This window comes from Rhabdaerophilum sp. SD176 (assembly GCF_030143245.1).
Taxonomy (GTDB): Bacteria; Pseudomonadota; Alphaproteobacteria; order Rhizobiales; family Beijerinckiaceae; genus Rhabdaerophilum.
This window is the reverse complement of record NZ_JARJNS010000001.1, coordinates 546147-570750: the sequence shown is the minus strand read 5'-3', so window position 1 is coordinate 570750 and position 24604 is coordinate 546147. Positions and strand designations below refer to the sequence as shown.

Sequence of the window (24604 nt, the reverse complement as noted above, 5' to 3'; positions counted from 1 at the left end):
GAGGCCGCGAGCAAAGCGAGCGGGTGAGGGGGCTGGCGGCCAGCCTCAAACCGCGTCCGGCCGGTAATCCGTATCGAGGGTGAGCGTGCCGGTGGCGCGCGAGACGCAGGCGCAGAGCCGGCGGTTCTCCGCTTTCTCGTGGTCGGAGAAGAAGACGTCGCGATGGTCGATCGCGCCGTCTATCGAGAGGACATCCATCGCGCAGAGGCCGCATTCGCCCTTGCGGCAATCATGGATCACGTCGATCCCCGCCTCCTCCAGCGTGTCGAGCAGGGTACGGTTGCGCGGCACGACCAATTCGAGGTTGTGCCGGGGCAGCCGCACCGTGAAATCCTCGGCGGCGAGATGGCCGGACGTGCCGAAGGTCTCCCAGCGGAGATCCGCTGTCGGCCTGCCTGCGGCAGCCCAGGCGCGGCGCGCATCCTCCAACATGGGCATCGGGCCGCAAAGCGCGCAGAGCGCATCCGGGCCGAGGGCAGCGAAGGCGGCAGCAAAGTCGACCCGTTGACCGGCCTCCGAGAGGAAGATCTCGAGATCATCACCGAGCAGGGCACGCAGCAGGTGCAGATAGGCGAGGTCTCCCGTCTTGCGTGCGGCATAGAGCAATCGCACACGGCTGCCGCGCCGCCGAAGGAGGCTGGCCATGCCGACCAGCGGTGTGATGCCGATGCCACCGGCGACGAGCAGGTATTCCCGCCGGCCGAAACCGATCTCGAAGGCCGATTTCGGTTGTGTGATGCTGAGGCGGGCACCCGGCGCAAGGCTCCAGAGATAGGCTGAACCACCCCGGCTGTCGGGCCGGCGCTTCACGGCGATGCGGTAATGATCGCCGCCCGGCTCACCGACCAGCGAATACGAGCGCGTTTCGGGCAAGTCGCCGATGGTCAAAGCAAGATCGATATGGGCACCGGGCAGGAAGCTCCGGCAGCCTGCGGACGGCACGATGCGGAATTCGCGGATATCCGCCGTGAGGTCGTCCACGGCGCGCAGGGTGGCTTCCTGCCAGGTCACGGCAAATCGCATGGGAGCCTCCTCAGACCGGGCGAAGGCGGATCAGCGCCCCGCCGGGCACCTGCGCCATGGCCTGTCGCGAGCGGGCGGCATTGGCGAGATTGCGGCTGGCAAGGCGGGAATGCTCGCGCATCAGTGCCTCGGCGCGGGCGCCCTCGCGCTGCAGGATCGCCTCGACCACAGCATGGTGCTGGTCCTGGGCGAGGGTGAGGATGCGTCTTGCCTCGCCGGTCTGGGCCTGCGCCATCACGAAGGCGCTGGGCGAGGCGAAGGGCAGGGCCATGACGCGCTCGATCTGGCGTTCGACGACGCGGCTCCCGGCCAGGCCCGTGATCTCGCGATGCCATTCGGCGTTGAGCGCGATATAGCGCTCGAAAGCATCCGGTCCGGCCAGCGGGCCGGCAACCACTTCGTCCAGCCGGGCGAGCAGGTCCTGCAGGGTGCGGGCAGCCAGCGCGCTGATTCCCCTCTCGGCCGCGAGGCGGACGGCGAGGCCTTCCAGCGTGCCACGCAGCTCGATGGAATCGCGCACATCCTGCTCGCTGAAGGCGCGGGCGGCGAAACCACCGGAGGGGATCGGCTCGACGAGCCCCTCCTCGGCCAGCAGCGTCAGCGCCGCGCGGACCGGGGTGCGCGAGACGCCGATCCGCTCGACGATGGCCAGTTCGGACAGGCGCGCGCCCGGGGCAATCTCGCCGGACAGGAGCAGTTCGCGCAGGGCCAGCTGGGCGCGGACACTCTGCGAGGCCCCGCGATCTTCGCGTGGGCGGACTGTTTCGGGTGCAGCTTCGGGGCTCGCGGTTCCGGCCATGGGCTCACTCCGCCGCCTGCGAAACAGGCTGTTCGGCGGCGATCATCCGGTCGATCAGGCGGCGTGCCCACATCGAACCGGAATCGATGTTGAGATTGTAGAAGATCCGGCCCGGATTCTCGTCGATCGCCTGCTGCTGCGCCTCGAGAATGGCCTCATCCTCTCGGAAGATACTGCTGACGCCCTCGCAGAGCTGGGTCGTCAGCGCCTGGTCATGGCGACGATAGTTCCGGGCGAAGGCCCAGAAATAATGGCAGGTCCGGTCGGTTTCAGGGGTGATCGTGTTGAGAACCATGCCATTGACACCCTGGCTGCGGTCACCCTCGGGCGCGCCGGTGCCGGCGGGGGCCACGCCGACATCGATCACGATGGTCGAGGGCGCCTCGAACCGGATGATCTGCCAGCGATCCACGTTGCCGGGCTTCCCGAGCTGGCCGCGCCAGAAGGGCGGCGGCTCGATATCGCGCATCCAGCGCGTCACCGTCGCGGTCCGGTCGCCATGGGTGGTGACGAAGGGCGCTTCGGCCACCGCGGCATTGCCGATCGAGGTGCCGTGCACAAAGGTCTCGTGTGTCAGGTCCATCAGGTTGTCGATGACGAGACGGTAATCACAGCGCGCATGGATCAGCTTGCCGTCGCCCTCCCAGTCCGGATCCCTGTTCCAATGCATGTCCGGCACCTTGGCCGGATCGGCCAGGGCAGGGTCGCCCGGCCAGATCCAGAGGAAGCGGTGCTTCTCGACAACCGGGTAGGCGCGCACGCAGGCGCTCGGGTTGATGGTTTCCTGCGAGGGCATGAAGGTGCAGCGCCCCTGCGGATTGAAGACAAGACCGTGATAGGGGCAGACCAGCTCGTCACCGCGCAGGTGCCCGCGCGAGAGCGGCACCAGCCGGTGCCAGCAGGCATCGGCCAGGGCCACCGGCTCGCCGGCCTCGGTGCGATAGAAGACGATCTTCTTGCCGCAGATGGTCCGGGGGAGGAGGGCGCGCTTCACCTCGACATCCCAGGCAGCGGCATACCAGGCATTCAAGGGGAATTGGGTGGTCATCGCGCTCTCCCTGTGTTCATTCTGTATACAGGAAAAGATAGAGCAGGCCGAAAGTGCCGGCAATGGGCCGTTTGCGAACAATTTTTCCGATGTCATGTATACATCAATGCGCTGTTGAGCGCGTCGGACCACTCAGAGCTGCGAGATGCGTGGCCCTGTTTTGCGCGGCTCTGCCGGCGCAAGCGTGGCTTCCCGGTGCCCATGATCCGGGGATTCCGCCAGCCGGCGCTCCTGATACGATTTGAGCTTGTGCCCGATCTCGACGATCGAGCGGATCGCCGGCAGGAGTTCATGGCCCAGTTCGGTCAAGGCATATTCCACCGAGGGCGGGGAGGTGGGCAGCACGGTGCGGCTGGCGACGCCGCTTTCCTCGAGTTCGCGCAGGCGCTGGGTCAGGACCTTCGAGGAGATGCCGTCCAGATCGGCGCGCAGTTCCGAGAAGCGGCGCGGCCCGCCGGAGAGGTACCAGATGATGTTCGGCGTCCAGGCCCCGCCGATCAGCGAAAGGCAGGCGGTCAGCGGGCAGCCGGGCAAGGGGGCTGCGACCTTGTTCTTCCGCATCCTGAGGGCCATCGAAGTCTCCTGGTTACCGGTTGGATACCTGATTTTGCTGGTTACTACAAGTTATCGGGTTTCTCAATGTAACCAGAGGCGATAAGGAAAGCGGCATCCCATCCTCTTTAGGAGATCGCTGATGAAACTCTATTTTTCGCCGGGTGCCTGCTCGCTCTCGCCCCATATCGTGATCAACGAGCTGAACCTTCCGGTCACGCTGCAGCGTGTCGACACAAAGACCAAGACGCTGGCCGGCGGCGGCGATTTTCACGTCATCAATCCCAAGGGCCAGGTGCCGGTGCTGGAGCTCGATGACGGTACGCGGATCACCGAGGGTGCGGCGATCGTGCAGTTCCTGGCCGACCGGGAAGGCGCGCGGGAACTCGCACCGCAGCCGGGCACGGTGGCGCGCGCCAGGGTTCAGGAAATGCTGAACTTCGTCGCCTCCGAACTGCACAAGGCCTTCGTCCCGCTTTTCACGCCGGCCAGTTCCGATCCGGATAAGGAAGCTGCCCGCAAGGTCGTGTCAAAGCATCTCGATTACGTGGAATCCCTCTTCGCCGATGGTCGGGACCATGTGACCAGTGCCGCGTTCACGGTGGCGGATGCCTATCTTTTCGTGGTGGCCAACTGGGCGAATTTTGTCGGGATCCCGCTGGAGACCTGGCCACGGCTCAAGGCCTTCATGGGGCGTGTCGCCGCCCGGCCGGCTGTGCAGGCCGCTCTCAAGGCGGAAGGACTCGCCTGAGGCTCATCCGCCAGCCCGCTGGGTGCGTAAGCCCGGCGGGAGATCACAATGAGCACCTCACGCCTTTTCGAGCCCGGCCGCGCGGCCGGGCTTCTTCGCCTCCGGGCTTTCCTTCCTTCGGCCGGCCGCGCCTATGCCGACAGGCGCAACAGCGATTACGGGCCCGACCGGCGCGACAATGTCTCGGTGCTCTCGCCCTATCTGCGGCACCGGCTGGTGACAGAGGCGGAAGTTCTCGAAGCGGTGCTTGACCGGCATTCGCCGGCTTCGGCCGAAAAATTCATCCAGGAAGTGCTCTGGCGCGCCTATTTCAAGGGTCATCTCGAGACGCGCCCGGAGATCTGGCGGCGCTATCGCGCGGCGCTGGCAGGGCAGGTGGCGGCTCTGGACGGGAAGGGCGGCTTCCGCAAGGCGTACGAAGCGGCGATATCCGGCCGTACCGGGATTGATGCTTTCGATGCCTGGGTCAGCGAGCTGGAAGAAACCGGCTACCTCCATAACCATGCCCGGATGTGGTTCGCGTCGATCTGGATCTTCACCCTGCGCCTGCCCTGGGAACTCGGGGCGGATTTCATGATCCGGCACCTGCTTGATGGAGACCCGGCCTCGAATACCTCCTCCTGGCGCTGGGTCGGCGGGCTGCATACCCGTGGCAAGACCTATCTCGCCCGGCCGGACAATATTGCGGGTTTCACCGGCGGGCGCTTCTCGCCGCGCGGCCTTGCGAAGGAGGCGATTGCGCTCGACGAGCCACCGCTGCCGGCAGCCCGGCCACCGCGCGCGCCGCTTTCCGGTCCGGGAACCGGGAAGACAGGCCTGCTGCTGACCGAGGAAGACCTGCATCCGGAAAGCCTCGGCCTTGAGGGGATGAACCTGATGGCGGTTGCTGGCGCCCATGCGGTTGACGGGCGCTCGCCGCTGCCGGTCGCCGAGGCGGTGCAGGCCTTCACCGAAGCCGCGTTGACGGACGGCCTCGACCGGGCTGCCCGGTACTGGGGCGTCGAAGCAGGACAGCTGCCGAGCCTGACGGCAATTGCCCTTGGCGACTGGGCGCGGCGGCAAGGCCTGTCGCGGATCGTCACGGCCTATGCGCCGCTTGGCCCCGTGGCGGAGGCGCTGGCGGAAGCCGCGCCCGTTCTCGCCCGGGAGGGCATCACGCTCGTCGAGCTCCGCCGGGCCTATGACGAAGCGTGCTGGCCGCACGCGACACGCGGCTTCTTCGCGCTCAAGGAGAAGATTCCCTCGATTTTCGAGACGCTTGGCTTGGGAGCCGGCGCCTCCGCCCAGGGCGAGCTCTTCAGTGCCGCCGGTGGCCCGTCAGGCGGGCTCGCCCATGCTGCGGGGGCGCCGGTCAGGCCGGCTGAAGAACGTCCACCATGGCGGGGCGGTTGAGCGCGCCGAAGGACCGACCCGAGGCGATGAGCTCTGCCACGAGGCGGCAGGCCTCGAAGCCAACGCCATCGCGCTGCGCGCTCGCCTCGATGGCGGACTGGATCACGCGGAGGCCGCGGGCATCGGCTTCCTGCATCGGCCCGCCGCGCCAGGCCGGAAAGCCATGGCCATGCACCATCAGCAGGTCGATCTCCGCCGGCCGGGCGACGATGCCGCCCTCGATCATCCGGCAGCCTTCATTGACCATGGCTGCGAGGACGCGCAGCTGGATCGCATCCGCCGTGAAGGCCTGTCGCCGCCGGCCTGTCGATGCGGCATGGGCGCGGATCAGCGCCTCGACGTCCGGGTCGGGCTCGCGCTGGCCATTGCGGTATCGATACCATCCCTTGCCAACCTTCTGACCGAAATGTCCCCGCTCGCAGAGCTGGTCGAGGATGGGCACGTCGCGTTCGCCCGGCGGGCGGGTTTCGGCCTGACGCTTCCGCCGGGCCCAGGCAATGTCGAGGCCAGCCAGATCCTGCGCGGCGAAGGGGCCGATCGGCAGGCCGAAGGCTTCCAGCGCACGGTCGATCTCGGCGGGGAGGGCGCCTTCCTCCAGCAGGAAATCGCATTGCGATCGAAACCGCGCCACCATCCGGCTGCCGATCAGCCCCTCGGTGGCGAGGCAGGGGATGGCCATCCTTTCGATCCGGTCGAGCAGGGCGTAGGCGGAGGCGAGGGTTTCCGGCCTTGTATGCCGGGTGCGGCCAAGCTCGACGATCCGCATGGCCGGGGCCGGGGCGAGGAAATGCATCGCGAGGTAGCGTCCGGGATGGGCGAGCTGGCCGGCAAGGGCAGCATGATCCGACAGGGGTGAGGCGCTCGCCAGCAGGGTTTGCGGCGGAAGGATCTCCTCCAGCCGCTCGAACAGGTCACGTTTCAGGGCGAGATCCTCGAAGACCGCCTCGATCACGAGGTCACAGCCGGCAAGGGCAGCGAGATCGCCCTGGAAGGACAGGCGGCTCGCAATATCCTGCCGGGCAGCCTCCGGAACGCGACCGGACCGGATACCCCGGGCGATCAACGCCGCGACCCGCTCGCGCGCCGCCTGCAGCCCGCCCTCGGCGGTTTCGACCAGCGTGACGGCAAGGCCGCGCTCTGCCAGGGTCGCGGCGATGCCGGTGGCGGCCGCGCCCGAGCCGACGATGCCGATCCGGGCGAGGGCGCGCGGCCGGATTTCCGCGAGTTCCGGCCGTTTGCGCAGGGCCCGTTCGGCAAAAAAGAGATGGCGTAGCGCGCGGGACTGGTCCGAGGCGGTCAGTTCGAGGAAGGCCCGCCTCTCGGCCGCTCCGCCAATGGCGTAGGGCGTTGTCAGGGTCTGTCCGACCAGCTCGATCGCGCGCAGGGGCGCGATGCGGTGCCGCGCCTCGCGGCGGACGCGCTCGACCATGGCCTCCCATTGGCCCGGTTCGGGCGGGTTGGGTGGCCGCAACGAAAGACGGGGCTGCATCCGTCCGATCAGGGCCCGGGCCGCCGCCAGCGCGGCCTCGCGGATATCGCCGTCGGTCACCTCGTCGCAGAGGCCGAGGGCGAAGGCCTCCATCGCGTCGATCACCCGGCCCGAGGCGATCAGATCCAGCGCGGCGGGCAGCCCGATCAACCGGGGCAGGCGTTGCGTGCCGCCCGCGCCGGGTACGAGGCCGAGGCGGATATCAGGCAGGCCGACCCGGCTCTGCCGCCCCATGATGCGCCGGTGTGCGGCCAGCCCGATCTCGCAGCCGGCGCCGAGGGCCGTGCCATGCCAAGCGACCACGACGGGTTTGGAGGCGGCCTCGATCCGGTCCACCACCTCGGCCATGCCGGGATCACGCGGTTTCTGGCCCAGTTCGGTCAGGTCGATCCCCGTGACGAAGGTGCGGCCGCGGGCCAGGATCACCATGGCACCGATCTCGGGCTCGGAATCCGCCCGCGCGACGTGGTCAGCCAGTGCCCTGCGGATCGGCTGGGACATCGCATTCACCGGCGGGTTGTCGATCTCGAGGATCGCGACCCGATCGATGTTGGTTCGGTGCACCTGTCCGCCCATCGCCCCCAGACCTTGGCCCCCAGACCTTTGGCGTCCGCACAGGATGTGCTCCATCACAATGGCTGCGGATTCGGCGCGCGTCTATCAATGTTATGATGATTAGGGTGAAAACTCATTGAGAAGGCGACATTTGACGCGAGGGAATGTGGTGATCAGGTTTCGTGGGCTTTCCCGAAGCAAACCGTCTGGTTTGGGAGGGAAAGGACGCGGAAAATGATCCAGATTCACCGCGCCTCCGGTGGGGTTTCGGAGAGAAACTGCCCCGAAACACCCATCAAATGCGCATTCTCTATGTGTTTTCGCCCTGCAGGGACAAACTCTCGTGATCGGTATGCCGGCGGCGGGGCCTGTCTGCGGCACGCGGTCGCATATCCGGCGCGATTTCGTGTTGCACTGCACAATAGTTGACTCATGCAATACTATTGAATCCCGGTGCGGCAAGCTTAGATCGCCGGCACCATGTATAAACTTGATCCCAAAGGTATGATCATTCTCGCTGCGCCGCACAATTGGCGGGCTCATTTTGAGCTTCATTGCCCCTGCCCACCATTTTTCTGTGATATTAGACCTAGGTAGGGGCAGCCGCGGCCATTTTAACGGGTTATTCATAGTGCCGGGCAGGTGCGTCTTCGGGGGCGCGCCGGTTCTCATTCCGGCTCCGGCCGGTTCCAGGGAAGAGAAACAAGGGGAGGCGGCGGAATGGCGCCAAATACCGAGCAACACTGGGCTCGAACAAAGTCCCTCATGATCCTGATGATGGGGTTGTGGGCCTTTTTCAGCTTCTTCATCCACATGTTCGTGACATCGCTGAACAAGATCGTCATCGCGGGCTTTCCGCTCGGCTTCTACATGGCCGCGCAGGGTTCGCTTCTGGCCTTCGTGATCATGCTGTTCTGGTTCGCCAGGGCGCAGGACAAGATCGACCGCGATTGCGGCGTCGCCGAAGACGATTGATAGGGGGCACATCATGGCTGCACAGGGTCAATCCAGCGATTTCACCTCGAATCTCGGACGCGTCTACGCCATCTATACCGGCGGCTTCATCGCGTTTGTGATCTTCATCGCCATTCTCGAAAAGATGGGCGTGCCGAACCAGATTCTCGGCTATCTTTTCGTGGGCTTCACCATCGCGATCTACGCGATGATCGGTATCATGTCCCGCACCATGCAGGTGTCGGAATATTACGTCGCCGGCCGCAAGGTTCCGGCCTTCTACAACGGCATGGCGACCGGCGCGGACTGGATGTCCGGCGCGTCCTTCGTCGGCATGGCCGGTTCGCTCTACCTGCTCGGCTATGACGGCCTCGCCTTCGTGCTGGGCTGGACGGGTGGCTACGTGCTGGTGGCGGTGCTCGTTGCGCCGTTCCTGCGCAAGTTCGGCGCCTATACCGTTCCGGACTTCCTCTCGGCCCGCTACGGCGGCAACACGGCGCGCCTGATCGGCGTGATCGTGCTGCTGGCCTGCTCGTTCACCTACGTGGTGGCCCAGATCTTCGCGACCGGCATCATTGCCTCGCGCTTCCTGGGCATGAGCTTCGAACTTGCCGTGTTCGTCGGCCTCGCCGGCATTCTCGTCTGTTCGATGCTCGGCGGGATGCGGGCGGTGACCTGGACCCAGGTGGCGCAGTACATCGTGCTGATCATCGCCTATCTGCTCCCGGTGGTCCTGCTCTCGGCCAAGAAGTTCGGCATTCCGCTGCCGCAGCTGACCTATGGCTCCGCGCTGCAGGAAATTGCCAAGCTCGAACAGGGCTTCATCCAGAGCGGGCTTGCCCCGGCCACGATGAAGATCCACACGGCGCCCTTCACCTCCTACACGCCCGGCAACTATTTCGCGCTGATCTTCTGCCTGATGGTCGGCACGGCGTCGCTGCCGCACGTCCTGATGCGCTATTTCACCACCCCGTCGGTGCGTGAAGCCCGCATCTCGGTTGCCTGGTCGCTGCTCTTCATCTTCCTGCTGTACTTCACGGCGCCGGCCTATGCGGCCTTCTCGAAGCTCGAGGTCTATTCGACCCTGATCGGCAAGAATATCGCGGACCTGCCGGCCTGGGTCTACAGCTGGGGCAAGCTCAACCTTGTCACGGTCTGCGGCAAGGCGGCTTCCTCGGCCGATGCAGTGAAGGCGGCGTGCGGGGCCATTTCCGGCCATGCCGGTATCCTCCGCTGGCAGGATTTCGGCATCAACACCGACGTGGTGGTGCTGTCGACGCCTGAAATCGCGGGTCTGCCCTATGTCGTCGCCGGCCTCGTGGCCGCTGGCGGCCTGGCTGCCGCGCTCTCGACCGCCGACGGTCTGCTGCTCGCGCTCTCCAACGCGCTCAGCCACGACATCTACTACAAGATGATCGACAAGAACGCGCCGACAGCCCGTCGTCTCGTCGTGTCGCGCTTCTTCCTGGTGATTGTCGCGCTCCTGGCCGCCTGGACAGCCTCGACACGCCCGGCAGACATCCTGTCGATGGTCGCCTGGGCCTTCTCCCTCGCGGCGGCGGGCCTGTTCCCGGCGCTCGTGCTCGGCGTCTGGTCCAAGCGCGTCAACTCGGCCGGGGCGATTGCCGGCATGCTCGCCGGGTTCGGCATCACGATGCTTTACCTCATCGTGACCCGCTACTTCCCGGGCTTCGGTGTCACCTCTCTCGGCATGACGTCGCTGACGAATGCGGCCGGCGCGCCGCTCATTCCGGACATGGCCAAGGCGCTCGCCGCGCCGGGTGCCCTGGATGGTTGGGTGCTCGCCTCGCATCCGCTGGCATCGAAGGTCGGCTGGCTCAACATGAACAACATCTCGGCGGCCGTGTTCGGGCTTCCGGTCGGGTTCGTGGTGACCTATGTCGTCTCGATGATGACGCCGGCGCCGTCGAAGGAAATGCAGGACTTCCTCGACGAAGTCCGCAAGCCGCGCGGCAACACGATGATGGAAGAAAAGGCGGCGTAACGCGCTCCGCCGGAACATGGGAAGGGGCGGGTTTCCCGCCCCTTTCGCTTGACCGGGCACCCCCGGTCGATTACCCGCAGCACAAGGCTGTACCCCGCGTCACGAGAGTCCCGATGGATCACGATTTCAGTTTCTGGACCTTCACGCTGCCGAATTACATGCTGGCCGTGCTGACCTACACGCTCCTCGGGCGGATTGTCCTGTCCTTCCTGTTCGCGAGCCGCCCCGACGCGGTGATCAACCGCGTCTTTGCCCAGATTACCGACCCTGTCCTCCGGATCATCCGGGTGATCACGCCGCAGGTTGTGGGCAATGGTCTCGTGATCGTACTCGCCATCATCTGGCTGCTGGCGCTGCGGATGCTGCTCTTCCTCGTGACGCGGGCTTTCGGCCTCGCGCCCACCAACGTCATCTGAGGGGTCCGATGGAACCGAACCAACAGGATCGCCAGGGGATCATGCAGCAGGATGCCCTGCTTGTGGGCATTGCCGGCTTCTCGCTGCTCTGCGGCATGCATTTCTCGCCCTATTTCGATCCCGCCTATATTCTGCTGCGGCCCTTCACGCCGACCTTCATCGTGTCGTCGCCGCTGCTGACCTTCTATTTCACTTCACTCTTCGTTTCGCTTTTTGCCGTCATCGTGGCCGGTGTACCGGCCGCGCTCTACGAGCGCTTCTCCGGGCAACAGCAGACCAATCTCACCTCGCTGCTGATCTGGCTTGGCGGTGTTCTGCTCCTCGCGCTGCCGACCTTGCTGCCGCAGTGAATGGCAGCGAGCCTCGGCTTTCCGGCTACACAAAAACGTGAATGCAGGGGGCGAACGGAGTGCTTGCTCGCCGACCGATGTAGCGGAACCATAGAGGCCCATCAGCACCCGGAATCGGTCAGGTTGGTCCGATGCATGATCTCATCCAGCGAACGGCCCACCTCTCCGTCATCCGCGGATGCGGCTTCGGGGTTCTCGGCATCATCACGGCCATGACGGGGCTTGCCAATGACCTGCCCCTCGCTCTTCACTGGGGCGGGCTCTCCATGCTGCTGATGAGCTTCATCCTGTTGCTCAAGGCCGCTCGGGTGCATCAGGTCTCCTTCCGGTCAACCGAAGTCTGGATCCTGATCCCCGACAACCAGCGCCCGCCGGAGGCTCTGGCCGCCGGCATCATCGCGCGGGCCCGGCGGGAGGCGTTCCTGGTCTATGCCTATCGCTCGGCGATCGTGGCCGGGCTGATGCTGGCCCTCCAAATCCTGATCATCGCCTTCCGCTGAGGCGGCTCAGCCGATCTTCACCACCACGCGGCCGCGCACCTGCCCGGCGAGGATCTTTGGAGCAAGCTCTGGCAGGTCATGCAGTTCGGCCTCGGTCGCCATCGCTTCCAGCTTGTCCATCGGCAGATCGGTGACCAGCCGCTTCCAGGCGGCCAGACGGGCCGGATAAGGTTTCATCACGCTGTCGATGCCGAGCAGGCTCACCCCGCGCAGCAGGAAGGGAATGACCGTGGCCGGCAGGGAATTGCCGCCCGCAAGGCCCACCGCTGCGACCGACGCGCCGTATTTCATCTGTGTGAGCACCCGGGCCAGCATCGGGCCACCGACATTGTCGATCGCGCCGGCCCAGAGTTCCTTGTCGAGCGGGCGCGTTGGCGCCTCGGCGAGTTCGGCACGGGGCACGATGCGGCTTGCGCCGAGATCACGCAGATAGGACTCGGTCTCCGGTCGGCCCGTAACGGCCGCGACGCTGTAGCCAAGCTTCGCGAGGATGGCGACTGCAACCGATCCGACGCCGCCTGCCGCACCGGTCACCAGCACGTCGCCGGAGGCGGGCGTCAGGCCATGCTGTTCCAGTGCCATCACCGCGAGCATGGCGGTAAAGCCGGCCGTGCCGATCGCCATGGCCTGCCGGCTCGTCAGCCCCTCGGGGAGAGGGACGAGCCAATCTGCCTTGACCCGCGCCTTCTCGGCATAGCCACCCCACCAGACCTCGCCGACGCGCCAGCCCGTCAGGACCACCCTGTCACCGGGGCGGAAGCGCGGATCTGCGGAATCGGCCACCGTGCCGGCGAAGTCGATGCCCGGCACATGCGGATAGGTACGGACGAGGCCGCCTCCACCGGTCAGGCAAAGGCCGTCCTTGTAGTTCACGTTGGAATATTCGACATCGACAATGACATTGCCGTCAGCCGGCAAGCTGGATTCCTCCAGCAGGGTGATCATCTGCCGGATGCTGCCATCCCCTATCTTGTCGACGATCAGGGCCTTGAACGACATTGTGCTCTCCCGTATCCCGCTGGTGGGCTGGCGCGGCACCGAACCGCAATCCGGCCCCGAGGTTTAGGATAGCGGGACCGGGTTGTCATCCCGGACCTCCGTCGGACGGGTTTCTTGGTGGGATCGGGCATGGCCAATATCGATATCGAACAACGCGGCAAGGTCGCGATCCTCACCCTCCGGCGGCCGGACCGGCGCAATGCGCTGGACGAGGCGACGATTGCCGAGATCGACCGGTTCTTCGACCGGCCTGACAAGGCGATCCGCGCCGTGGTGCTGCAGGCCGAGGGGCCGCATTTCTGCGCCGGGCTCGACCTGCGCGAGCATTACGAACTCAACCGCTCGCCGGTCGAGTTCATGCGCATGTGCCAGGAATGGCACCGCGCCTTCGACAGGATGCAGTTCGGCAGCATCCCGGTGATTTCCGCCCTCAAGGGCGCCGTGGTCGGCGGCGGGCTCGAACTCGCGGCCGCGACGCATGTGCGCGTGGCGGACCGCTCGACCTTCTTCGCCCTGCCGGAGGGGCAGCGCGGCGTCTATACCGGCGGCGGCGCCACCGTGCGCGTGGCCCGGATCATGACGCCGGCACGGCTGATCGACATGATGATTGCCGCCCGCACCTATGATGTGCAGCGCGGTTTCGAGGTCGGGCTGGCGCATGAGATTGTCGAGACCGGCACGGCCGAAACCCGCGCCCTCGCCATCGCCGAGGCAGCGGCGGAACATTATGACCTGACGAATTTCGGCATCATCACCGGGATCTGGCGCGTGAACGACATGTCGACCACCGATGGCCTCTATGCCGAGGCGCTGATGGCCGGCATGATCATGACCAACCCCAATCTCCGGCCCAGCCTGGAGGCCTTCTTCGCGAAGGCTGCCCCGCGTCTGGAGCCGAAGGACTGACCCATGCAGAGCCAGCCGCTCGTCCTCCGCCTGTCCTGCCCGGACCGCCCCGGCATTGTGGCCGCCGTCTCGACCTTCCTGTTCGAGGGCGGCTGCAACATCCTCGATGCCCGCCAGTTTGACGATCTCGAGACAGATACATTCTTCATGCGTGTGGTCTTCTCGCCGGGCGGTGAGCCGGATGCTGCGCAGAGGCTGCGGTCCGAGTTCCAGGCCCTGTCCGCCCGTTTCGGCATGCAATGGTCGATGCGGCCGCAGGGCCAGCGCCGCAAGGTGCTGATCATGGTCTCCGGGTTCGACCATTGCCTCGCCGACCTGATCTACCGGAAGAAGATCGGCGAATTGCCGATGGAGATCGTGGCGGTGGCCTCGAACCATCCGCGGGAGAAGTTCGGCGATGTCGACCTGCAGGGCCTCGATTTCCGCTACATGCCGGTGACGCGCGACAGCAAGGCCGCGCAGGAGGCCTCGCTCCGCAGCCTGATCCGCTCGACCGGCGCTGAGCTGGTGGTGCTCGCGCGCTACATGCAGGTGCTGTCGGACGAGCTTGCCCGCGAGCTGGCCGGGCGTTGCATCAATATCCATCATTCCTTCCTGCCCGGCTTCAAGGGCGCGCGGCCCTACCACCAGGCGCATGCGCGCGGGGTGAAACTGATCGGCGCCACGGCGCATTACGTGACCGGCGATCTCGACGAGGGGCCAATCATCGACCAGGACGTAGAACGGATCAGCCATGCCGACACGCCGGATGACCTCGTCCGGAAGGGGCGCGACATCGAACGCCGCGTGCTGGCCAAGGCGGTGCTGGCCCATCTCGAGGATCGCGTTTTCCTCAATGGCAGCCGGACGGTCGTGTTCGGTTGACGCTCGGATGTTGCCTGCGAAAGTGATTCAATCCCTTTGTGGATTGATTCAAGCCCTTGCCAGCGTGATTCCGGAAGTGCTGCCAAGCTCCTGATTGATCACACAGATTTCCGGATGAAGGAATTGCCGATCTGATTCCGGATCCAACGCTGCCCTTGCCATCCTCGCGCGGCGCAGTTACCTAGCCATTCGATGCGGGTGTAGCTCAATGGTAGAGCAGCAGCCTTCCAAGCTGAATACGAGGGTTCGATTCCCTTCACCCGCTCCAGCCTGTTTTCGGGTCGCGTGATCGACCCGGCCCAGCTTTTCGCTGAAGCCCCTCAGCCCGCCCGCCGCGCTTTCACCATGCGCCAGAGCGGCGCGAGCAGGATGAACAGGACGGCGGAGAACAGCACGAGCGAGAGCGGGCTTGTGACGATGCCCTTGAGCAGCTTCGGCAGGCTCTCCTGATCGGAGATGATGGCGCGTCGCCAGTTATCGTCGAGCAGGCGGGAGAGGATCACCCCGAGGATGACCGGCCCGAGCTGGAAGCCGTAGAGCTTCATGAAATAGCCGAGCACGCCAAAGCCAAGCATCCAGTAGACATCGACCAGCGAGGATTTCACCGCATAGGCGCCGACAATCGAGAGCAGGATGATGACCGGGATAAGCACGCTCCGGGGCGTCTCCACCACCTTCACGAAGAAGCGGATGCCGGTCAGGCCGAAGACCAGCATGAAGACATTGGCAAGGGTCAGCGCGCCGACGATGAACCAGAACATGTCCGGCTTGTCGATCATCAGCATCGGTCCCGGGTTGAGCCCGTGGATGAACAAGGCGCCGATCATGATGGCGGTGACGGCATCGCCCGGAATACCCAAAGTCATCATGGGAATGAAGGCGCCGCCGACCGCCGCGTTGTTGGCGGTTTCCGGAGCGACGAGCCCTTCGCGCGCGCCCTCGCCGAACGGAACTTCCGGGTTCCTGGTCGTGCGTTTGGCATGGTCATAGGCCATCAGCGCCGCGATATCGCCGCCGGTGCCGGGCAGGGCGCCGATGATGACGCCGATGCCGGAGCAGCGCAGCGACAGCGGAAGGTATTTCGTGATCGTGCTCCAGGACGGCACGATGCGGCTGATCTGCTGGCGCACCGCCGCCTTGTTGACGTCGTGCAGCTGCACCAGTGCCTCGGAGATGCCGAACATCCCGATCATGACCGCGACGAAGGAGATGCCGCCGCGCAATTCGCTGAACCCGAAGGTCAACCGGTCGGCGATGGTCAGCGGGTCAAGCCCCACCGTGCCGATGAGAATGCCGAAGGCGCCGGCGAAGATGCCCTTGATCAGGCTCTCGCTCGAGAGCGAGCCGACCAGCAGGATGCCGAGGATGGCGAGGAGCATGTAGTCGCGCGGCTGGAATTTCAGCGCGAATTCGGAGACCATCGGCGCGGCGACGGCCAGCACGATGATGCCGATGCAGCCGCCGAAGAACGACATCACCGTGGTAATGCCGATCGCCTCGCCCGCTTCGCCCTTCTTGGCCATGGGATAGCCGTCGAGCCCCGTGGCGATGGCTGCCGGCGCACCGGGAATGTTCAGCAGGATCGCCGTGCGCGAGCCGCCATAGACCCCGCCCATGAAGATGCCGATCATCAGCGCGAGGGCCGGGTAGACCGGCCAGGCGAAGGTGAACGAGATCAGGATCGACACCGCCATCGTGACGGAGAGGCCGGGAATCGCGCCGATATAGATGCCGGCGAACGTGCCCGCCGCGACAAGCCCGAGCAGCTGGATATCGAGGAAGGGGATAAGGAAGGCGGAAACGGCCTGCATATTACCGGGCTCCGCTGAAGAGCCGGCCGAGCCGGGCGAGGATCTCGCGCTCCGGGACAATGCCCTCCGGCATCAGCACGCTGAAAACGATGCGGAAGACCACATAGATCAGCAGCACGCAGGCGGCGGCGGAGCCGATGCAGAAGAACAGGCTGCGCCCGCTCAGGACGCGGATCAGCACCGCGAGGAAGAGGAACGAGGTGATCAGGAAGCCCAGCGGTTCGAGCAGGAATGCATAGGCGGTGATGGCAACCATGGCGACCACGACGGCCGGCGGCAGGATATGTTCGCGGATGGTTTCGGTCCTGATGGCCGGTGCCCGCATGGTCTGGCGGAGGATGAGGATCGCCGACAGCAGCATGACGGCTGCCGCCGCCATCGGAAGCGCGCCCGGAGAACTCAGCGCCTCGAGGCCGGCAATGCCATAGGCCTTGACCAGAAGGCCGAGGCTGGCAAGCGCCAGGAAGCCGACGAACAGGGCTTCGCCGGGGCGTCTGGTCTGCCCTTCACGCATGGCGGATCCTCCAGGGGATGGGAAAGGTTGCGGCCGGCGCCAGGGCCGGCCGCATCAGGCGTCAGGGCTTCGGAATGTTGAACTGGGCCGGCGAGGCCTTGGTCACACCCGCATCCTGGAGGAGCCAGGTCGTGGTCGATTGCCATTTCGCGAGGAAATCATCGGCCTCCTTGCCGGCGATGTTCATCATCAGGAAGCCGCGATTATCCATCAGCTTCCGGAAATCGGCGTTCTTCGCGCCGGTATTGTAAGCCGCCTGGAGCTTGGTGACGATGTCAGCTGGCGTGCCCTTCTTGACGAAGACGCCGAAGAACGGGCCCCAGGGCAGGTATTGCCGGAATTCGGGATTGGTCTCGACAATCGCCTTGACGTTCGGCAGGGCGGCATTGGGCGTCACATCCATGATCGCGATGGGCTTCATGCGGCCGGCGCGGATATTCTCGATCGCGGCGCCGAGCACGGCGGGCATCACGTCGATGGCGCCGCCCATCAGGGCCGTCAGGGCCGGGCCGTCGCCATCATAGGGAACCGCCGTCACCTGGATCGGCTGCTTGGCGTTGATCATCGCAGTGATCACGGAGGGCAGGCCGCCGGGGCCGGTCGAGCCGAACTTCACGGCGCGCGGGTTCGCCTTGATATAGGCGATCATCTCCGGGAACGTGTTGAAGGGCGCATCCGGCTTCGCGACAATGATCGGGATGCCGCGCGCGATGATGTTGATCGGCGTGAAATCCGAATAATCCTTCTGGCCAAGGCCCATCACCTTGTAGAGCAGCGGATTCTCGGCGCCCATCAGCAGGGTGTAGCCATCGGCGGCCCCGTCGGCGACACGGTTGAGCGCGATCGCGCCGACGCCGCCGGTCACGTTCTGCATCACCACCTTGCCGCCGAGGGCGGCTTCGGCATGCGGTGTCACCGCGCGCATCACGACATCGGTCGAGCCGCCGGCACCCCACTGGATGACGCCCTGGATTTCCTTTGACGGATAGGATTGCGCCATGGCGCTGCCGGCGATCCCCAGCCCGAGGAGCGCCGCGATAGCTGTTCTCTTCATCATGTTCCCTCCCAAGGGACTCAGTTTCTTGCACGCTTGTTCCGGCACGGCCGACCTGCAGCCGCCGCGCCTCACGCCCTGCCAGCTAATGGGATAAGGGGATGTAACGTCAAGTACCAAGATTGCATCGGACTTGAACATGATGTTACGATCTTGCGTGCCTGGCCGCTTAAAGCGAACGGAATTGCGATGCTGACGCTCCGACAGATCGAGGTCCTGCGGGCCGTCATGGTCGCCGGCAGTGTCAGCGGGGCGGCGCGCCTGCTGGGCGTTTCCGCGCCCGGGATCAGCCGCCTGATGAAATATACCGAACGCAGCGTCGGGCTTCGCCTGTTCGACCGGAGCCAGGGCCGCTTCGTGCCGACGCCCGAAGCCAAGGATATCTTCGAACAGGTCAACAGCGTGTACAAGCGGGTCGATGACCTGCAATCCATGATCGGCCGGATGCGGAACGGCGATCCGTTCGAGCTGAAGATCGGTTCGGTGCCGAGCATCTGCAATGTCATGGTGCCCCGGGCGATCGGGGTTCTCCGCCGGTCCTTTCCGAGCCTGCGCATTGACATCAACGTCCTCAAGCTGGAGGAGGCGATCGACTACATCCTGCTCGGCAAGGGCGAACTGGTTGCCATGAGCTACAAGCTGGACAACAACGCCATCGAGTTCATCCCGCTGGCGAAAGGGCAGCTCTTCTGCATCGTGCCGGCGGGGCATGCGCTCGCGAAGCGCGAGGTGATCAGTGCGGCGGAGATGGTGAAGCACCCGCTGATCGGGATCGATCCGAACGATCCCTATGGGGGGATCATGGCCAGGATCTTCGCACGGCACGGCCTCGATTACGACATCGCCATCCGGGCGCGGTTCGGCACCACCGTCTGCTCGCTGGTGCAGGCCGGCCTCGGCATCGCGATGATCGACCAGTTCACGGTGGCGCAGGGCGAGATGCCCGGCCTCCACATCCTGCGGATCGACGAGCCGACGGAATTCCAGACCTACATCGCCAAGCGTCGCGATATTGCGCTCTCGACCTATGCGGAGAGTTTCGTCCGTGCCCTCCGGCATGTGATGAACCAGGTGATCGCCGAACGTTGACGCGGTTGCCGCGTCCGCGATGCCGCACCACGCCGATGCCGTCCTTGCCTGCCGCAGGCTTGCCCTATTTACACGGCAGACCGAAGCGGAATGATTGACCTGCCCTGATCCGACAAGGAGAGACCGCCGTGACCCCGAATCCGTCGAGCCGCCGCGCCATCCTGAAAGCCGGGCTGACCGGCGCCACTTTCATCGCCGCCGCCCCCGCGCTGATCCTGCCCTCCCGCGCGCAGGGCCTTGCGCCGACGCCCTCGATGCGGGGCGGTTCGAACAACTACATGCCCGGCGCGCCCATCGTGAGCCGCATCGGCGGCGGCGGGTTCTGGATGACGGGCACCGTGCGCCGTGCCGGGGATGGCGCGCCGCTGCCGGGCGTCCGCATCCAGATCTGGGCGCATACGACCGAGGGCCGCGAGGATGACAAGCACAGCCATGGCGCCACGCTGACCGCCGCCGATGGCACGTTCCGCCTCGAAATGCCGCAGATCATCCCGATCTTCGGCCAGCCGCATGGGCATCTCGCCTATGAGGGGGCCGGTTTCAAGACCGTCTTCCTCCGCCCGCTCATGGCCAGCGCCCGGGACAAGAGTCTCAGCGCCCATTTCGTGCTCGAGCCGGCCTGACGCCGCGTGCTGTCGTTGCGTGCCGGCCTGATCTGGGCCGCCCTGGCGCTGGTGATCGCCGTGCCGGTGGCCCTTGCCACGACAAGCCCGTTCATCGCGTGGCGGCCGGCGGTCTACACGGCCGCCGGATTTGCCGGCATCGCGGCCATGGCGCTGCTGCTCATCCAGCCACTCCTCGCGGCGGGGCTCCTGCCGGGGCTTCCCGCGCGGCCGGGCCGCAAGGTGCATCGCTGGCTGGGCCTCATTCTGGTGGGGCTTATCCTGGCCCATGTCGGTGGGTTGTTTCTCACCAGCGCGCCGGATGTGATCGACGCGCTGCTCTTCGACTCGCCGACACCCTTCTCGCCCTGGGGCGTTGTGGCAATGTGGGCGATCTTCGCCACGGCGCTCCTGGCCGCCCTGCGCGAGCGGCTCCGCCTGGGCCCCGTCTTCTGGCGCCTCGGCCATACGGCGCTTGCGCTGGTCATCGTTGTCGGCAGCGTCGTCCATGCATTGCTGATCGAAGGCACGATGGAGCCGTGGTCCAAAGCGGCCTTGTGCGTGTTCGCCCTGCTCGCCACGCTGAAAGCCATGCTGGACCTGCGGGCCTGGGCCTTGCTCCGCCGCCGCATCCGGCCCGGCCGCGCCTGAGCGCCGGCCGGCGGGCTTGCCGGATAACGGCACGATGCCGGAACCGTGTCCGCGCCTTGATCCGTCACGATGGTACCAAAACCGGGCCACAACAAGATTGGGGAGCCCAAGATGCCTTTCCTCCACACCGCCCGGTTGCCGGCCCTTGCCCTGCTCGGCCTTGCGATGCCTGCGCTGCCGGCCATGGCCCAGAGCCCGTCGACGACCGAATCGATCGTCGAGTCCATGCGTACCCTCTCCGGAAAGCAGAAAGCCCGGCCGAGCGGCGCCAAGGGACAATGCTTCACGGCCCGGTTCACGCCGACGCCGGAGGCGCGCGCCCTGACCAAATCCGCCGCCTTCGCCAAGGAATCCGCGGCGATCGTGCGGTTCTCGGTGGGCGGCGGCAATCCCAAGGTTGCGGACGCGACCAAGACGGTCAATCGCGGGCTTTCGCTCCGGATTGATCCGAACGGCCCCGGCCAGAGCGAATTCGTGATGGTCAACGCGCCAGTGAATTTCGTGAAATCACCGGAACAGATGCTGGCCTTCCTGCAGGCGCGCCTGCCGGGGGCGGATGGCAAGCCGGATGCGGCGAGGATCAAGGCGTTCACCGATGCAAATCCGGAAACGACCAACCAGGGCAAGTTCCTGGCCGGACGGCCGGTTCCCGCCTCCTGGGTGGGTGTCAGCTACTGGGCGATCCACCCCTACACGTTCACCAATGCGCAGGGGGCAAAGCAGGTCGTCAAGTTCCGGTTCGCGCCGCAGGGCGGCGAGGCTGGCCTGACGGATGACGAGGCCAAGGCGAAGCCGGCAGACTTTCTGGCCGCCGAACTGACGGGTCGGATTGCCGCAAAGCAGCCGGCCGGCTTCGATGTCCTGGCTGTTCTCGGCACTGCCGAGGATGCGAAACTGCCGGCGACGCAGCAATGGCCCGACGAGGACAAGCGCCCGAGCGTGCGTGTCGCTACGCTGACGATTGCCGGGCTCGAAAAGAACGAGACCTGCGACGGGCAGTTCTTCGATCCGACCAACCTCGCGGATGGGCTTGCCGGCCCGACCGATGATCCGCTGTTCACGCAGCGCCAGCCCGCCTACGCGATTTCGATCACGCAGCGCTTCTGAGCGCGGCGCGCTGGCGGCGCGATGCCGCCAGCGCCTTGCCCGGCCATCCCGATGCTCAGATGGCGTCGGCGATGGCCTGGCCGCACTCAACCGTGTTGGCCTTCCCGCCGAGATCACGTGTGCGGTATTCGGCCTTGCCGAGAACCTCCTCGATCGCGCGGACGATATCCGCTGCCGCTTCCGGTTCGCCGAGATGGTCGAGCATCATCGCGGCTGACCAGATCTGCCCGATCGGGTTGGCGATGCCCTTGCCGGCAATGTCCGGTGCCGAGCCATGGACCGGCTCGAACAGTGACGGGAATTTCCGCTCCGGATTGATGTTTCCCGATGGCGCGATGCCGATTGTGCCGGTGCAGGCCGGGCCGAGATCGGAGAGGATATCGCCGAACAGGTTCGAGGCCACAACCACGTCGAACCGGTCCGGATTCAGCACGAAATGCGCGGTGAGAATGTCAATGTGATACTGATCGAGAGTCACATCCGGATAGTGCTTCTTCATTTCGGCGACGCGCTCGTCCCAATAGGGCATGGCGATGAAGATGCCGTTCGACTTGGTGGCCGAGGTCACCTTCCGGCGCGGGCGCTTCATGGCCAGTTCGAAGGCGTATTTCAGGATACGATCGACGCCGGTGCGGCTCATCACGGTCTGCTGAAGCACGATCTCGCGCTCCGTGCCGGGATACATGCGGCCGCCGACGCTTGAATACTCGCCCTCGGTATTCTCGCGCACCACGAAGAAGTCGATATCGCCCGGCTTGCGATTGGCGAGGGGGGAGGGGACGCCGGGCATCAGCTTGACCGGGCGCAGGTTCACATACTGGTCGAATTCGCGGCGGAACAGCAGCAGTGAGCCCCAGAGCGAGATATGGTCGGGGATCTTGTCCGGCATGCCGACCGCGCCGAAATAGATCGCATCATGGTTGCCGATCTGGTTCTTCCAGTCATCCGGCAGCATCTTGCCGTGCTTCTCGTAATAGTCCCAGCTCGAGAAATCGAACCGGTCCAGATCGAGCGAGAACTTGCGCTTCCGCGCCACGGCCTCAAGCACGCGGATCCCCTCAGGCACGACCTCCTTGCCGATGCCATCTCCGGGAATGACGGCAAGGCGATAGGTGTTTGAACGGGCCATGACATTCTCCCTTGCCGGATGTGCCACCCCTGCAAGCCGCGCCGGGGTGATGCGAGGCCGCCTGTCTGCGCCTTGAGGCCGGGCTTGTCAATATTCCATTGCAGGTTCCATGGAAGATGATATGCATGTCCGGAGGAGGATTCTGCATGGCCAGGGCAGCACGACGCCAGACGATGCCCGACGCGGAGGCCCGGCCTTCGCTGGTCGAGCAGGCCTATGCAGCGTTCAAGGACGCAATCGTCCGGGCGGAATTCCCGCCGGGCATCCAGCTTTCCGCGCAGGAGCTGGCGCTGCGTTTCGGCACGAGCCGCACGCCGATCCACGAGGCCAGTCTCCGCCTGCAGGAGGAGGGGCTTGTCCGCATCCTGCCCAAAAAGGGCATTCTCGTCTGCGCCCTGTCGCCGGAGGATATCCGCGAGATCTACGAGGTGATCATCGCCATCGAGGGAGATGCCGCCGCCCGGATTGCCCGGCTGCCCGAACCGGAGCGTCTTGGCATCGCCGAAAGGCTGGATGCGGAGACCGCCCGGATGGAGGCTGCGGCTGATTTCGAGGCACGGAGCCTTGCCGACATGGCCTTCCACACGCTGCTGGTCGAGGCCTGCGGCAATTCCCGTTTCGCCGGCATCATGAAGACCGTCAACAGCCAGGCAGCGCGGGCGCAGGTGTTCATGGTTCAGCTTCGGCCGAATATCGAGCGTTCCGTGCCGGAGCATCGCGCCATCATCGCCGCGATCTGTGCGGGTGATCCGGAGATCGCCCTCGTCGCCGCGCGTGCCCATCGCGCCCGGGTGCGCGACGAGATCGTGCCGCTGCTGGCCCGGTTCGGGCTCCGGCATTTCTGATCAGGTTCCACGCCCGCCTCAGTTCGCGCGGATGCGCTGCGCGTCGGTGCAATGGGCGAGCCGGCCGCCGGCAAAGGTCGCGACAATGCGCAGGTGTTGGGCGGATGGCTCGGCCAGCACAAGATCGGCCCGCAGCCCTTCGGCGAGGCTGCCGCGATCGGTGAAGCCGAGGTGACGGGCCGGGTTGCGGGAGACAAGCGCCCAGCCCTCGGCCAGTGGCAGCGTGCCTTCCCGGTCAAGCCGCCAGATCGCCTGCGCCATGGCGGGGTAGTAGTAATCCGAGGCGAGGATGGTCGCGAGGCCCTTCGCCACCATCTCCGCAGCCGCAGGACAGCCGGTATGGCTGCCGCCCCGCACCACATTCGGTGCACCGAAGACGGTGGCTTCGCCGGCGCGGACAGCCTCCCCGGCGGTCTCCTCCGTCATCGGGAATTCGGCGATGGCGCAGCCGAGGGCGCGGTAGGCCTGCCGATCGGCCGGATTGCGATCATCGTGCGAGAGCATGATGATGCCGGCACTGCGCGCCATGCCGGCGATCCGCTGCACGGAATCCGCAACCTCGTCGCGCCGGGCCCAGAGCGCATCGACCAAGGCGATGAATGCGGCCTCGTCGAGACCCGAGCGCTCGACCATCCGGCCCAGTTTCGACTTCTTGCCGGTCGTCGTCTTGACGATGCCTTCCATATGGTCGTTGAAGGCCAGCACGTGCAGACGGCCGCTCGCGATCCAGCCGGCCAGCAAGGCCTCGCCATCGAGATTGAAGGTCTCGTGCCGGAGATGGATATGCGTATCCGCCATCAATTCGGGGCGGAGTTGCTCCACCGCCTCGATCACCGCGTTCGCACCCTCCTGCCCCCGCAGGCCGGGCTCCCACGAGCAGGTCACGCCATGGCAGGCGGTGGTAATGCCGTTGGCAACGAGCTGGCGATCGGTATCGAGCAGGGCCATCGGAACGGGAAAGCCGACCCCGGGGCGGGGCATGATCTGCCGCTCGAAGGCATCGCCGTGAATATCGACCATCCCGGGCAGGACCAGCAGGCCCGCTGCATCGAACCGCAGGCGCGCGCCCATTCCCTCCCGTTCGAGCGAGAGGCCCTCGCGCGAGACCATCAGATCGGCCTGTTCGAACCCGCCTTCGAGCAGGACTTTTCCGCCCTGGATAAGGAATGTCACGGCCGCACCTCCTGGAGCGCTCCGCC

Annotated in this window: 25 protein-coding genes and 1 tRNA gene; 15 read left to right on the top strand and 11 right to left on the bottom strand. The window is 65.7% G+C overall.

The annotated features are described in order from the left end of the window. Positions 1-45: 45 nt before the first annotated feature. The 4 genes from P0652_RS02805 to P0652_RS02790 all read right to left on the bottom strand — a co-directional run bounded on the left by P0652_RS02805 (position 46) and on the right by P0652_RS02790 (position 3443). Positions 46-1023 (bottom strand): PDR/VanB family oxidoreductase, encoded by a 978-nt coding sequence (locus P0652_RS02805; protein ID WP_284177228.1) that lies wholly within the window; start codon positions 1021-1023, stop codon positions 46-48. A 10-nt stretch (positions 1024-1033) separates the two neighbouring features. Continuing rightward, positions 1034-1822: a GntR family transcriptional regulator gene (locus P0652_RS02800; RefSeq protein ID WP_284177227.1), complete on the bottom strand. Its 789-nt coding sequence runs from the start codon at positions 1820-1822 to the stop codon at positions 1034-1036. Between the two features lie 4 nt (positions 1823-1826). Continuing rightward, the gene (locus tag P0652_RS02795; RefSeq protein ID WP_284177226.1) at positions 1827-2870 is read right to left on the bottom strand and encodes an aromatic ring-hydroxylating dioxygenase subunit alpha; all 1044 of its coding nucleotides are present in this window, start codon (positions 2868-2870) and stop codon (positions 1827-1829) included. A gap of 132 nt (positions 2871-3002) precedes the next feature. After that, positions 3003-3443: a winged helix-turn-helix transcriptional regulator gene (locus P0652_RS02790; RefSeq protein WP_284177225.1), complete on the bottom strand. Its 441-nt coding sequence runs from the start codon at positions 3441-3443 to the stop codon at positions 3003-3005. 121 nt (positions 3444-3564) lie between these two features. On the opposite strand from P0652_RS02790, the gene gstA reads away from it, so the two are divergent. Both gstA and P0652_RS02780 read left to right on the top strand, forming a co-directional pair. Continuing rightward, positions 3565-4173, top strand: coding sequence for a glutathione transferase GstA (gene gstA, locus P0652_RS02785; protein ID WP_284177224.1), 609 nt, complete (start codon positions 3565-3567; stop codon positions 4171-4173). A gap of 48 nt (positions 4174-4221) precedes the next feature. Next, positions 4222-5565: an FAD-binding domain-containing protein gene (locus tag P0652_RS02780; RefSeq protein ID WP_284177223.1), complete on the top strand. Its 1344-nt coding sequence runs from the start codon at positions 4222-4224 to the stop codon at positions 5563-5565. Here P0652_RS02780 and P0652_RS02775 read toward each other — a convergent pair. Beyond that, a complete protein-coding gene (locus tag P0652_RS02775; RefSeq protein WP_284177222.1) occupies positions 5525-7618 on the bottom strand; it encodes a 3-hydroxyacyl-CoA dehydrogenase NAD-binding domain-containing protein in 2094 nt (697 codons plus the stop codon). The genes P0652_RS02780 and P0652_RS02775 overlap by 41 nt on opposite strands. A gap of 711 nt (positions 7619-8329) precedes the next feature. On the opposite strand from P0652_RS02775, the gene P0652_RS02770 reads away from it, so the two are divergent. From P0652_RS02770 to P0652_RS02750, 5 genes are all read left to right on the top strand, one after another. Next, a complete protein-coding gene (locus P0652_RS02770) occupies positions 8330-8584 on the top strand; it encodes a DUF4212 domain-containing protein (RefSeq protein ID WP_284177221.1) in 255 nt (84 codons plus the stop codon). Positions 8585-8597: 13 nt separating this feature from the next. Next, positions 8598-10568: a sodium:solute symporter family protein gene (locus tag P0652_RS02765; protein WP_284177220.1), complete on the top strand. Its 1971-nt coding sequence runs from the start codon at positions 8598-8600 to the stop codon at positions 10566-10568. A gap of 113 nt (positions 10569-10681) precedes the next feature. Continuing rightward, positions 10682-10984: a YggT family protein gene (locus P0652_RS02760; protein WP_284177219.1), complete on the top strand. Its 303-nt coding sequence runs from the start codon at positions 10682-10684 to the stop codon at positions 10982-10984. A gap of 8 nt (positions 10985-10992) precedes the next feature. Then, the gene (locus P0652_RS02755) at positions 10993-11334 is read left to right on the top strand and encodes a hypothetical protein (protein WP_284177218.1); all 342 of its coding nucleotides are present in this window, start codon (positions 10993-10995) and stop codon (positions 11332-11334) included. 131 nt (positions 11335-11465) lie between these two features. Further along, complete coding sequence (locus P0652_RS02750) at positions 11466-11834, top strand: hypothetical protein (RefSeq protein ID WP_284177217.1); 369 nt, start codon at positions 11466-11468, stop codon at positions 11832-11834. Between the two features lie 6 nt (positions 11835-11840). Here the strand turns inward: P0652_RS02750 and acuI are convergent, their stop codons facing one another. Beyond that, entirely contained in the window at positions 11841-12833 is a 993-nt protein-coding gene (gene acuI / locus P0652_RS02745) for an acrylyl-CoA reductase (NADPH) (RefSeq protein WP_284177216.1), read from the bottom strand. Between the two features lie 129 nt (positions 12834-12962). Between acuI and P0652_RS02740 the strand changes: the two genes are divergently transcribed. The 3 genes from P0652_RS02740 (at position 12963) to P0652_RS02730 (ending at position 14871) form a co-directional block, all read left to right on the top strand. Beyond that, positions 12963-13739, top strand: coding sequence for a crotonase/enoyl-CoA hydratase family protein (locus tag P0652_RS02740; RefSeq protein WP_284177215.1), 777 nt, complete (start codon positions 12963-12965; stop codon positions 13737-13739). A 3-nt stretch (positions 13740-13742) separates the two neighbouring features. Further along, a complete protein-coding gene (purU, locus tag P0652_RS02735) occupies positions 13743-14603 on the top strand; it encodes a formyltetrahydrofolate deformylase (RefSeq protein ID WP_284177214.1) in 861 nt (286 codons plus the stop codon). A 194-nt stretch (positions 14604-14797) separates the two neighbouring features. Continuing rightward, a tRNA-Gly gene (locus P0652_RS02730) sits at positions 14798-14871 on the top strand. Positions 14872-14923: 52 nt separating this feature from the next. On the opposite strand, the gene P0652_RS02725 is transcribed toward P0652_RS02730, so the two are convergent. From P0652_RS02725 to P0652_RS02715, 3 genes are all read right to left on the bottom strand, one after another. Beyond that, positions 14924-16414 carry a tripartite tricarboxylate transporter permease gene (locus tag P0652_RS02725; protein WP_284177213.1) on the bottom strand — a complete coding sequence of 497 codons (1491 nt, stop codon included), beginning with the start codon at positions 16412-16414 and terminating at the stop codon, positions 14924-14926. 1 nt (position 16415) lies between these two features. After that, a complete protein-coding gene (locus P0652_RS02720) occupies positions 16416-16928 on the bottom strand; it encodes a tripartite tricarboxylate transporter TctB family protein (RefSeq protein WP_284177212.1) in 513 nt (170 codons plus the stop codon). A gap of 61 nt (positions 16929-16989) precedes the next feature. After that, positions 16990-17985, bottom strand: coding sequence for a Bug family tripartite tricarboxylate transporter substrate binding protein (locus P0652_RS02715; RefSeq protein ID WP_284177211.1), 996 nt, complete (start codon positions 17983-17985; stop codon positions 16990-16992). A 186-nt stretch (positions 17986-18171) separates the two neighbouring features. Here P0652_RS02715 and P0652_RS02710 point away from each other — a divergent pair, with 186 nt between their 5' ends. The 4 genes from P0652_RS02710 (at position 18172) to P0652_RS02695 (ending at position 21431) form a co-directional block, all read left to right on the top strand. Beyond that, positions 18172-19071, top strand: coding sequence for a LysR family transcriptional regulator (locus P0652_RS02710; RefSeq protein WP_284177210.1), 900 nt, complete (start codon positions 18172-18174; stop codon positions 19069-19071). Positions 19072-19199: 128 nt separating this feature from the next. Beyond that, positions 19200-19694 carry a twin-arginine translocation pathway signal gene (locus P0652_RS02705; RefSeq protein ID WP_502947443.1) on the top strand — a complete coding sequence of 165 codons (495 nt, stop codon included), beginning with the start codon at positions 19200-19202 and terminating at the stop codon, positions 19692-19694. 6 nt (positions 19695-19700) lie between these two features. Further along, on the top strand, positions 19701-20324 hold the full coding sequence (locus tag P0652_RS02700; RefSeq protein WP_284177209.1) for a ferric reductase-like transmembrane domain-containing protein: 624 nt from the start codon (positions 19701-19703) through the stop codon (positions 20322-20324). Between the two features lie 111 nt (positions 20325-20435). Continuing rightward, positions 20436-21431 carry a catalase gene (locus tag P0652_RS02695; protein ID WP_284177208.1) on the top strand — a complete coding sequence of 332 codons (996 nt, stop codon included), beginning with the start codon at positions 20436-20438 and terminating at the stop codon, positions 21429-21431. A 55-nt stretch (positions 21432-21486) separates the two neighbouring features. On the opposite strand, the gene P0652_RS02690 is transcribed toward P0652_RS02695, so the two are convergent. Next, entirely contained in the window at positions 21487-22560 is a 1074-nt protein-coding gene (locus P0652_RS02690) for a tartrate dehydrogenase (protein ID WP_284177207.1), read from the bottom strand. A 146-nt stretch (positions 22561-22706) separates the two neighbouring features. On the opposite strand from P0652_RS02690, the gene P0652_RS02685 reads away from it, so the two are divergent. Continuing rightward, complete coding sequence (locus tag P0652_RS02685) at positions 22707-23405, top strand: GntR family transcriptional regulator (RefSeq protein ID WP_284177206.1); 699 nt, start codon at positions 22707-22709, stop codon at positions 23403-23405. Between the two features lie 18 nt (positions 23406-23423). On the opposite strand, the gene P0652_RS02680 is transcribed toward P0652_RS02685, so the two are convergent. Beyond that, complete coding sequence (locus P0652_RS02680; RefSeq protein WP_284177205.1) at positions 23424-24578, bottom strand: alpha-D-ribose 1-methylphosphonate 5-triphosphate diphosphatase; 1155 nt, start codon at positions 24576-24578, stop codon at positions 23424-23426. Positions 24579-24604: the final 26 nt, after the last annotated feature.

What these genes read in the sequence shown, in the direction of transcription:
- P0652_RS02750 (WP_284177217.1), top strand. Translation starts at nt 11,466, where the DNA reads ATGCATGATCTCATCCAGCGAACGGCCCACCTCTCCGTCATCCGCGGA.
- P0652_RS02765 (WP_284177220.1), top strand. Translation starts at nt 8,598, where the DNA reads ATGGCTGCACAGGGTCAATCCAGCGATTTCACCTCGAATCTCGGACGC.
- P0652_RS02740 (WP_284177215.1), top strand. Translation starts at nt 12,963, where the DNA reads ATGGCCAATATCGATATCGAACAACGCGGCAAGGTCGCGATCCTCACC.
- acuI (WP_284177216.1), bottom strand. Translation starts at nt 12,833, where the DNA reads ATGTCGTTCAAGGCCCTGATCGTCGACAAGATAGGGGATGGCAGCATC.
- P0652_RS02790 (WP_284177225.1), bottom strand. Translation starts at nt 3,443, where the DNA reads ATGGCCCTCAGGATGCGGAAGAACAAGGTCGCAGCCCCCTTGCCCGGC.
- P0652_RS02805 (WP_284177228.1), bottom strand. Translation starts at nt 1,023, where the DNA reads ATGCGATTTGCCGTGACCTGGCAGGAAGCCACCCTGCGCGCCGTGGAC.
- purU (WP_284177214.1), top strand. Translation starts at nt 13,743, where the DNA reads ATGCAGAGCCAGCCGCTCGTCCTCCGCCTGTCCTGCCCGGACCGCCCC.
- P0652_RS02800 (WP_284177227.1), bottom strand. Translation starts at nt 1,822, where the DNA reads ATGGCCGGAACCGCGAGCCCCGAAGCTGCACCCGAAACAGTCCGCCCA.
- P0652_RS02770 (WP_284177221.1), top strand. Translation starts at nt 8,330, where the DNA reads ATGGCGCCAAATACCGAGCAACACTGGGCTCGAACAAAGTCCCTCATG.
- P0652_RS02780 (WP_284177223.1), top strand. Translation starts at nt 4,222, where the DNA reads ATGAGCACCTCACGCCTTTTCGAGCCCGGCCGCGCGGCCGGGCTTCTT.
- P0652_RS02695 (WP_284177208.1), top strand. Translation starts at nt 20,436, where the DNA reads ATGCCTTTCCTCCACACCGCCCGGTTGCCGGCCCTTGCCCTGCTCGGC.
- gstA (WP_284177224.1), top strand. Translation starts at nt 3,565, where the DNA reads ATGAAACTCTATTTTTCGCCGGGTGCCTGCTCGCTCTCGCCCCATATC.
- P0652_RS02755 (WP_284177218.1), top strand. Translation starts at nt 10,993, where the DNA reads ATGGAACCGAACCAACAGGATCGCCAGGGGATCATGCAGCAGGATGCC.
- P0652_RS02760 (WP_284177219.1), top strand. Translation starts at nt 10,682, where the DNA reads ATGGATCACGATTTCAGTTTCTGGACCTTCACGCTGCCGAATTACATG.
- P0652_RS02690 (WP_284177207.1), bottom strand. Translation starts at nt 22,560, where the DNA reads ATGGCCCGTTCAAACACCTATCGCCTTGCCGTCATTCCCGGAGATGGC.
- P0652_RS02685 (WP_284177206.1), top strand. Translation starts at nt 22,707, where the DNA reads ATGGCCAGGGCAGCACGACGCCAGACGATGCCCGACGCGGAGGCCCGG.
- P0652_RS02715 (WP_284177211.1), bottom strand. Translation starts at nt 17,985, where the DNA reads ATGATGAAGAGAACAGCTATCGCGGCGCTCCTCGGGCTGGGGATCGCC.
- P0652_RS02795 (WP_284177226.1), bottom strand. Translation starts at nt 2,870, where the DNA reads ATGACCACCCAATTCCCCTTGAATGCCTGGTATGCCGCTGCCTGGGAT.
- P0652_RS02720 (WP_284177212.1), bottom strand. Translation starts at nt 16,928, where the DNA reads ATGCGTGAAGGGCAGACCAGACGCCCCGGCGAAGCCCTGTTCGTCGGC.
- P0652_RS02710 (WP_284177210.1), top strand. Translation starts at nt 18,172, where the DNA reads ATGCTGACGCTCCGACAGATCGAGGTCCTGCGGGCCGTCATGGTCGCC.
- P0652_RS02725 (WP_284177213.1), bottom strand. Translation starts at nt 16,414, where the DNA reads ATGCAGGCCGTTTCCGCCTTCCTTATCCCCTTCCTCGATATCCAGCTG.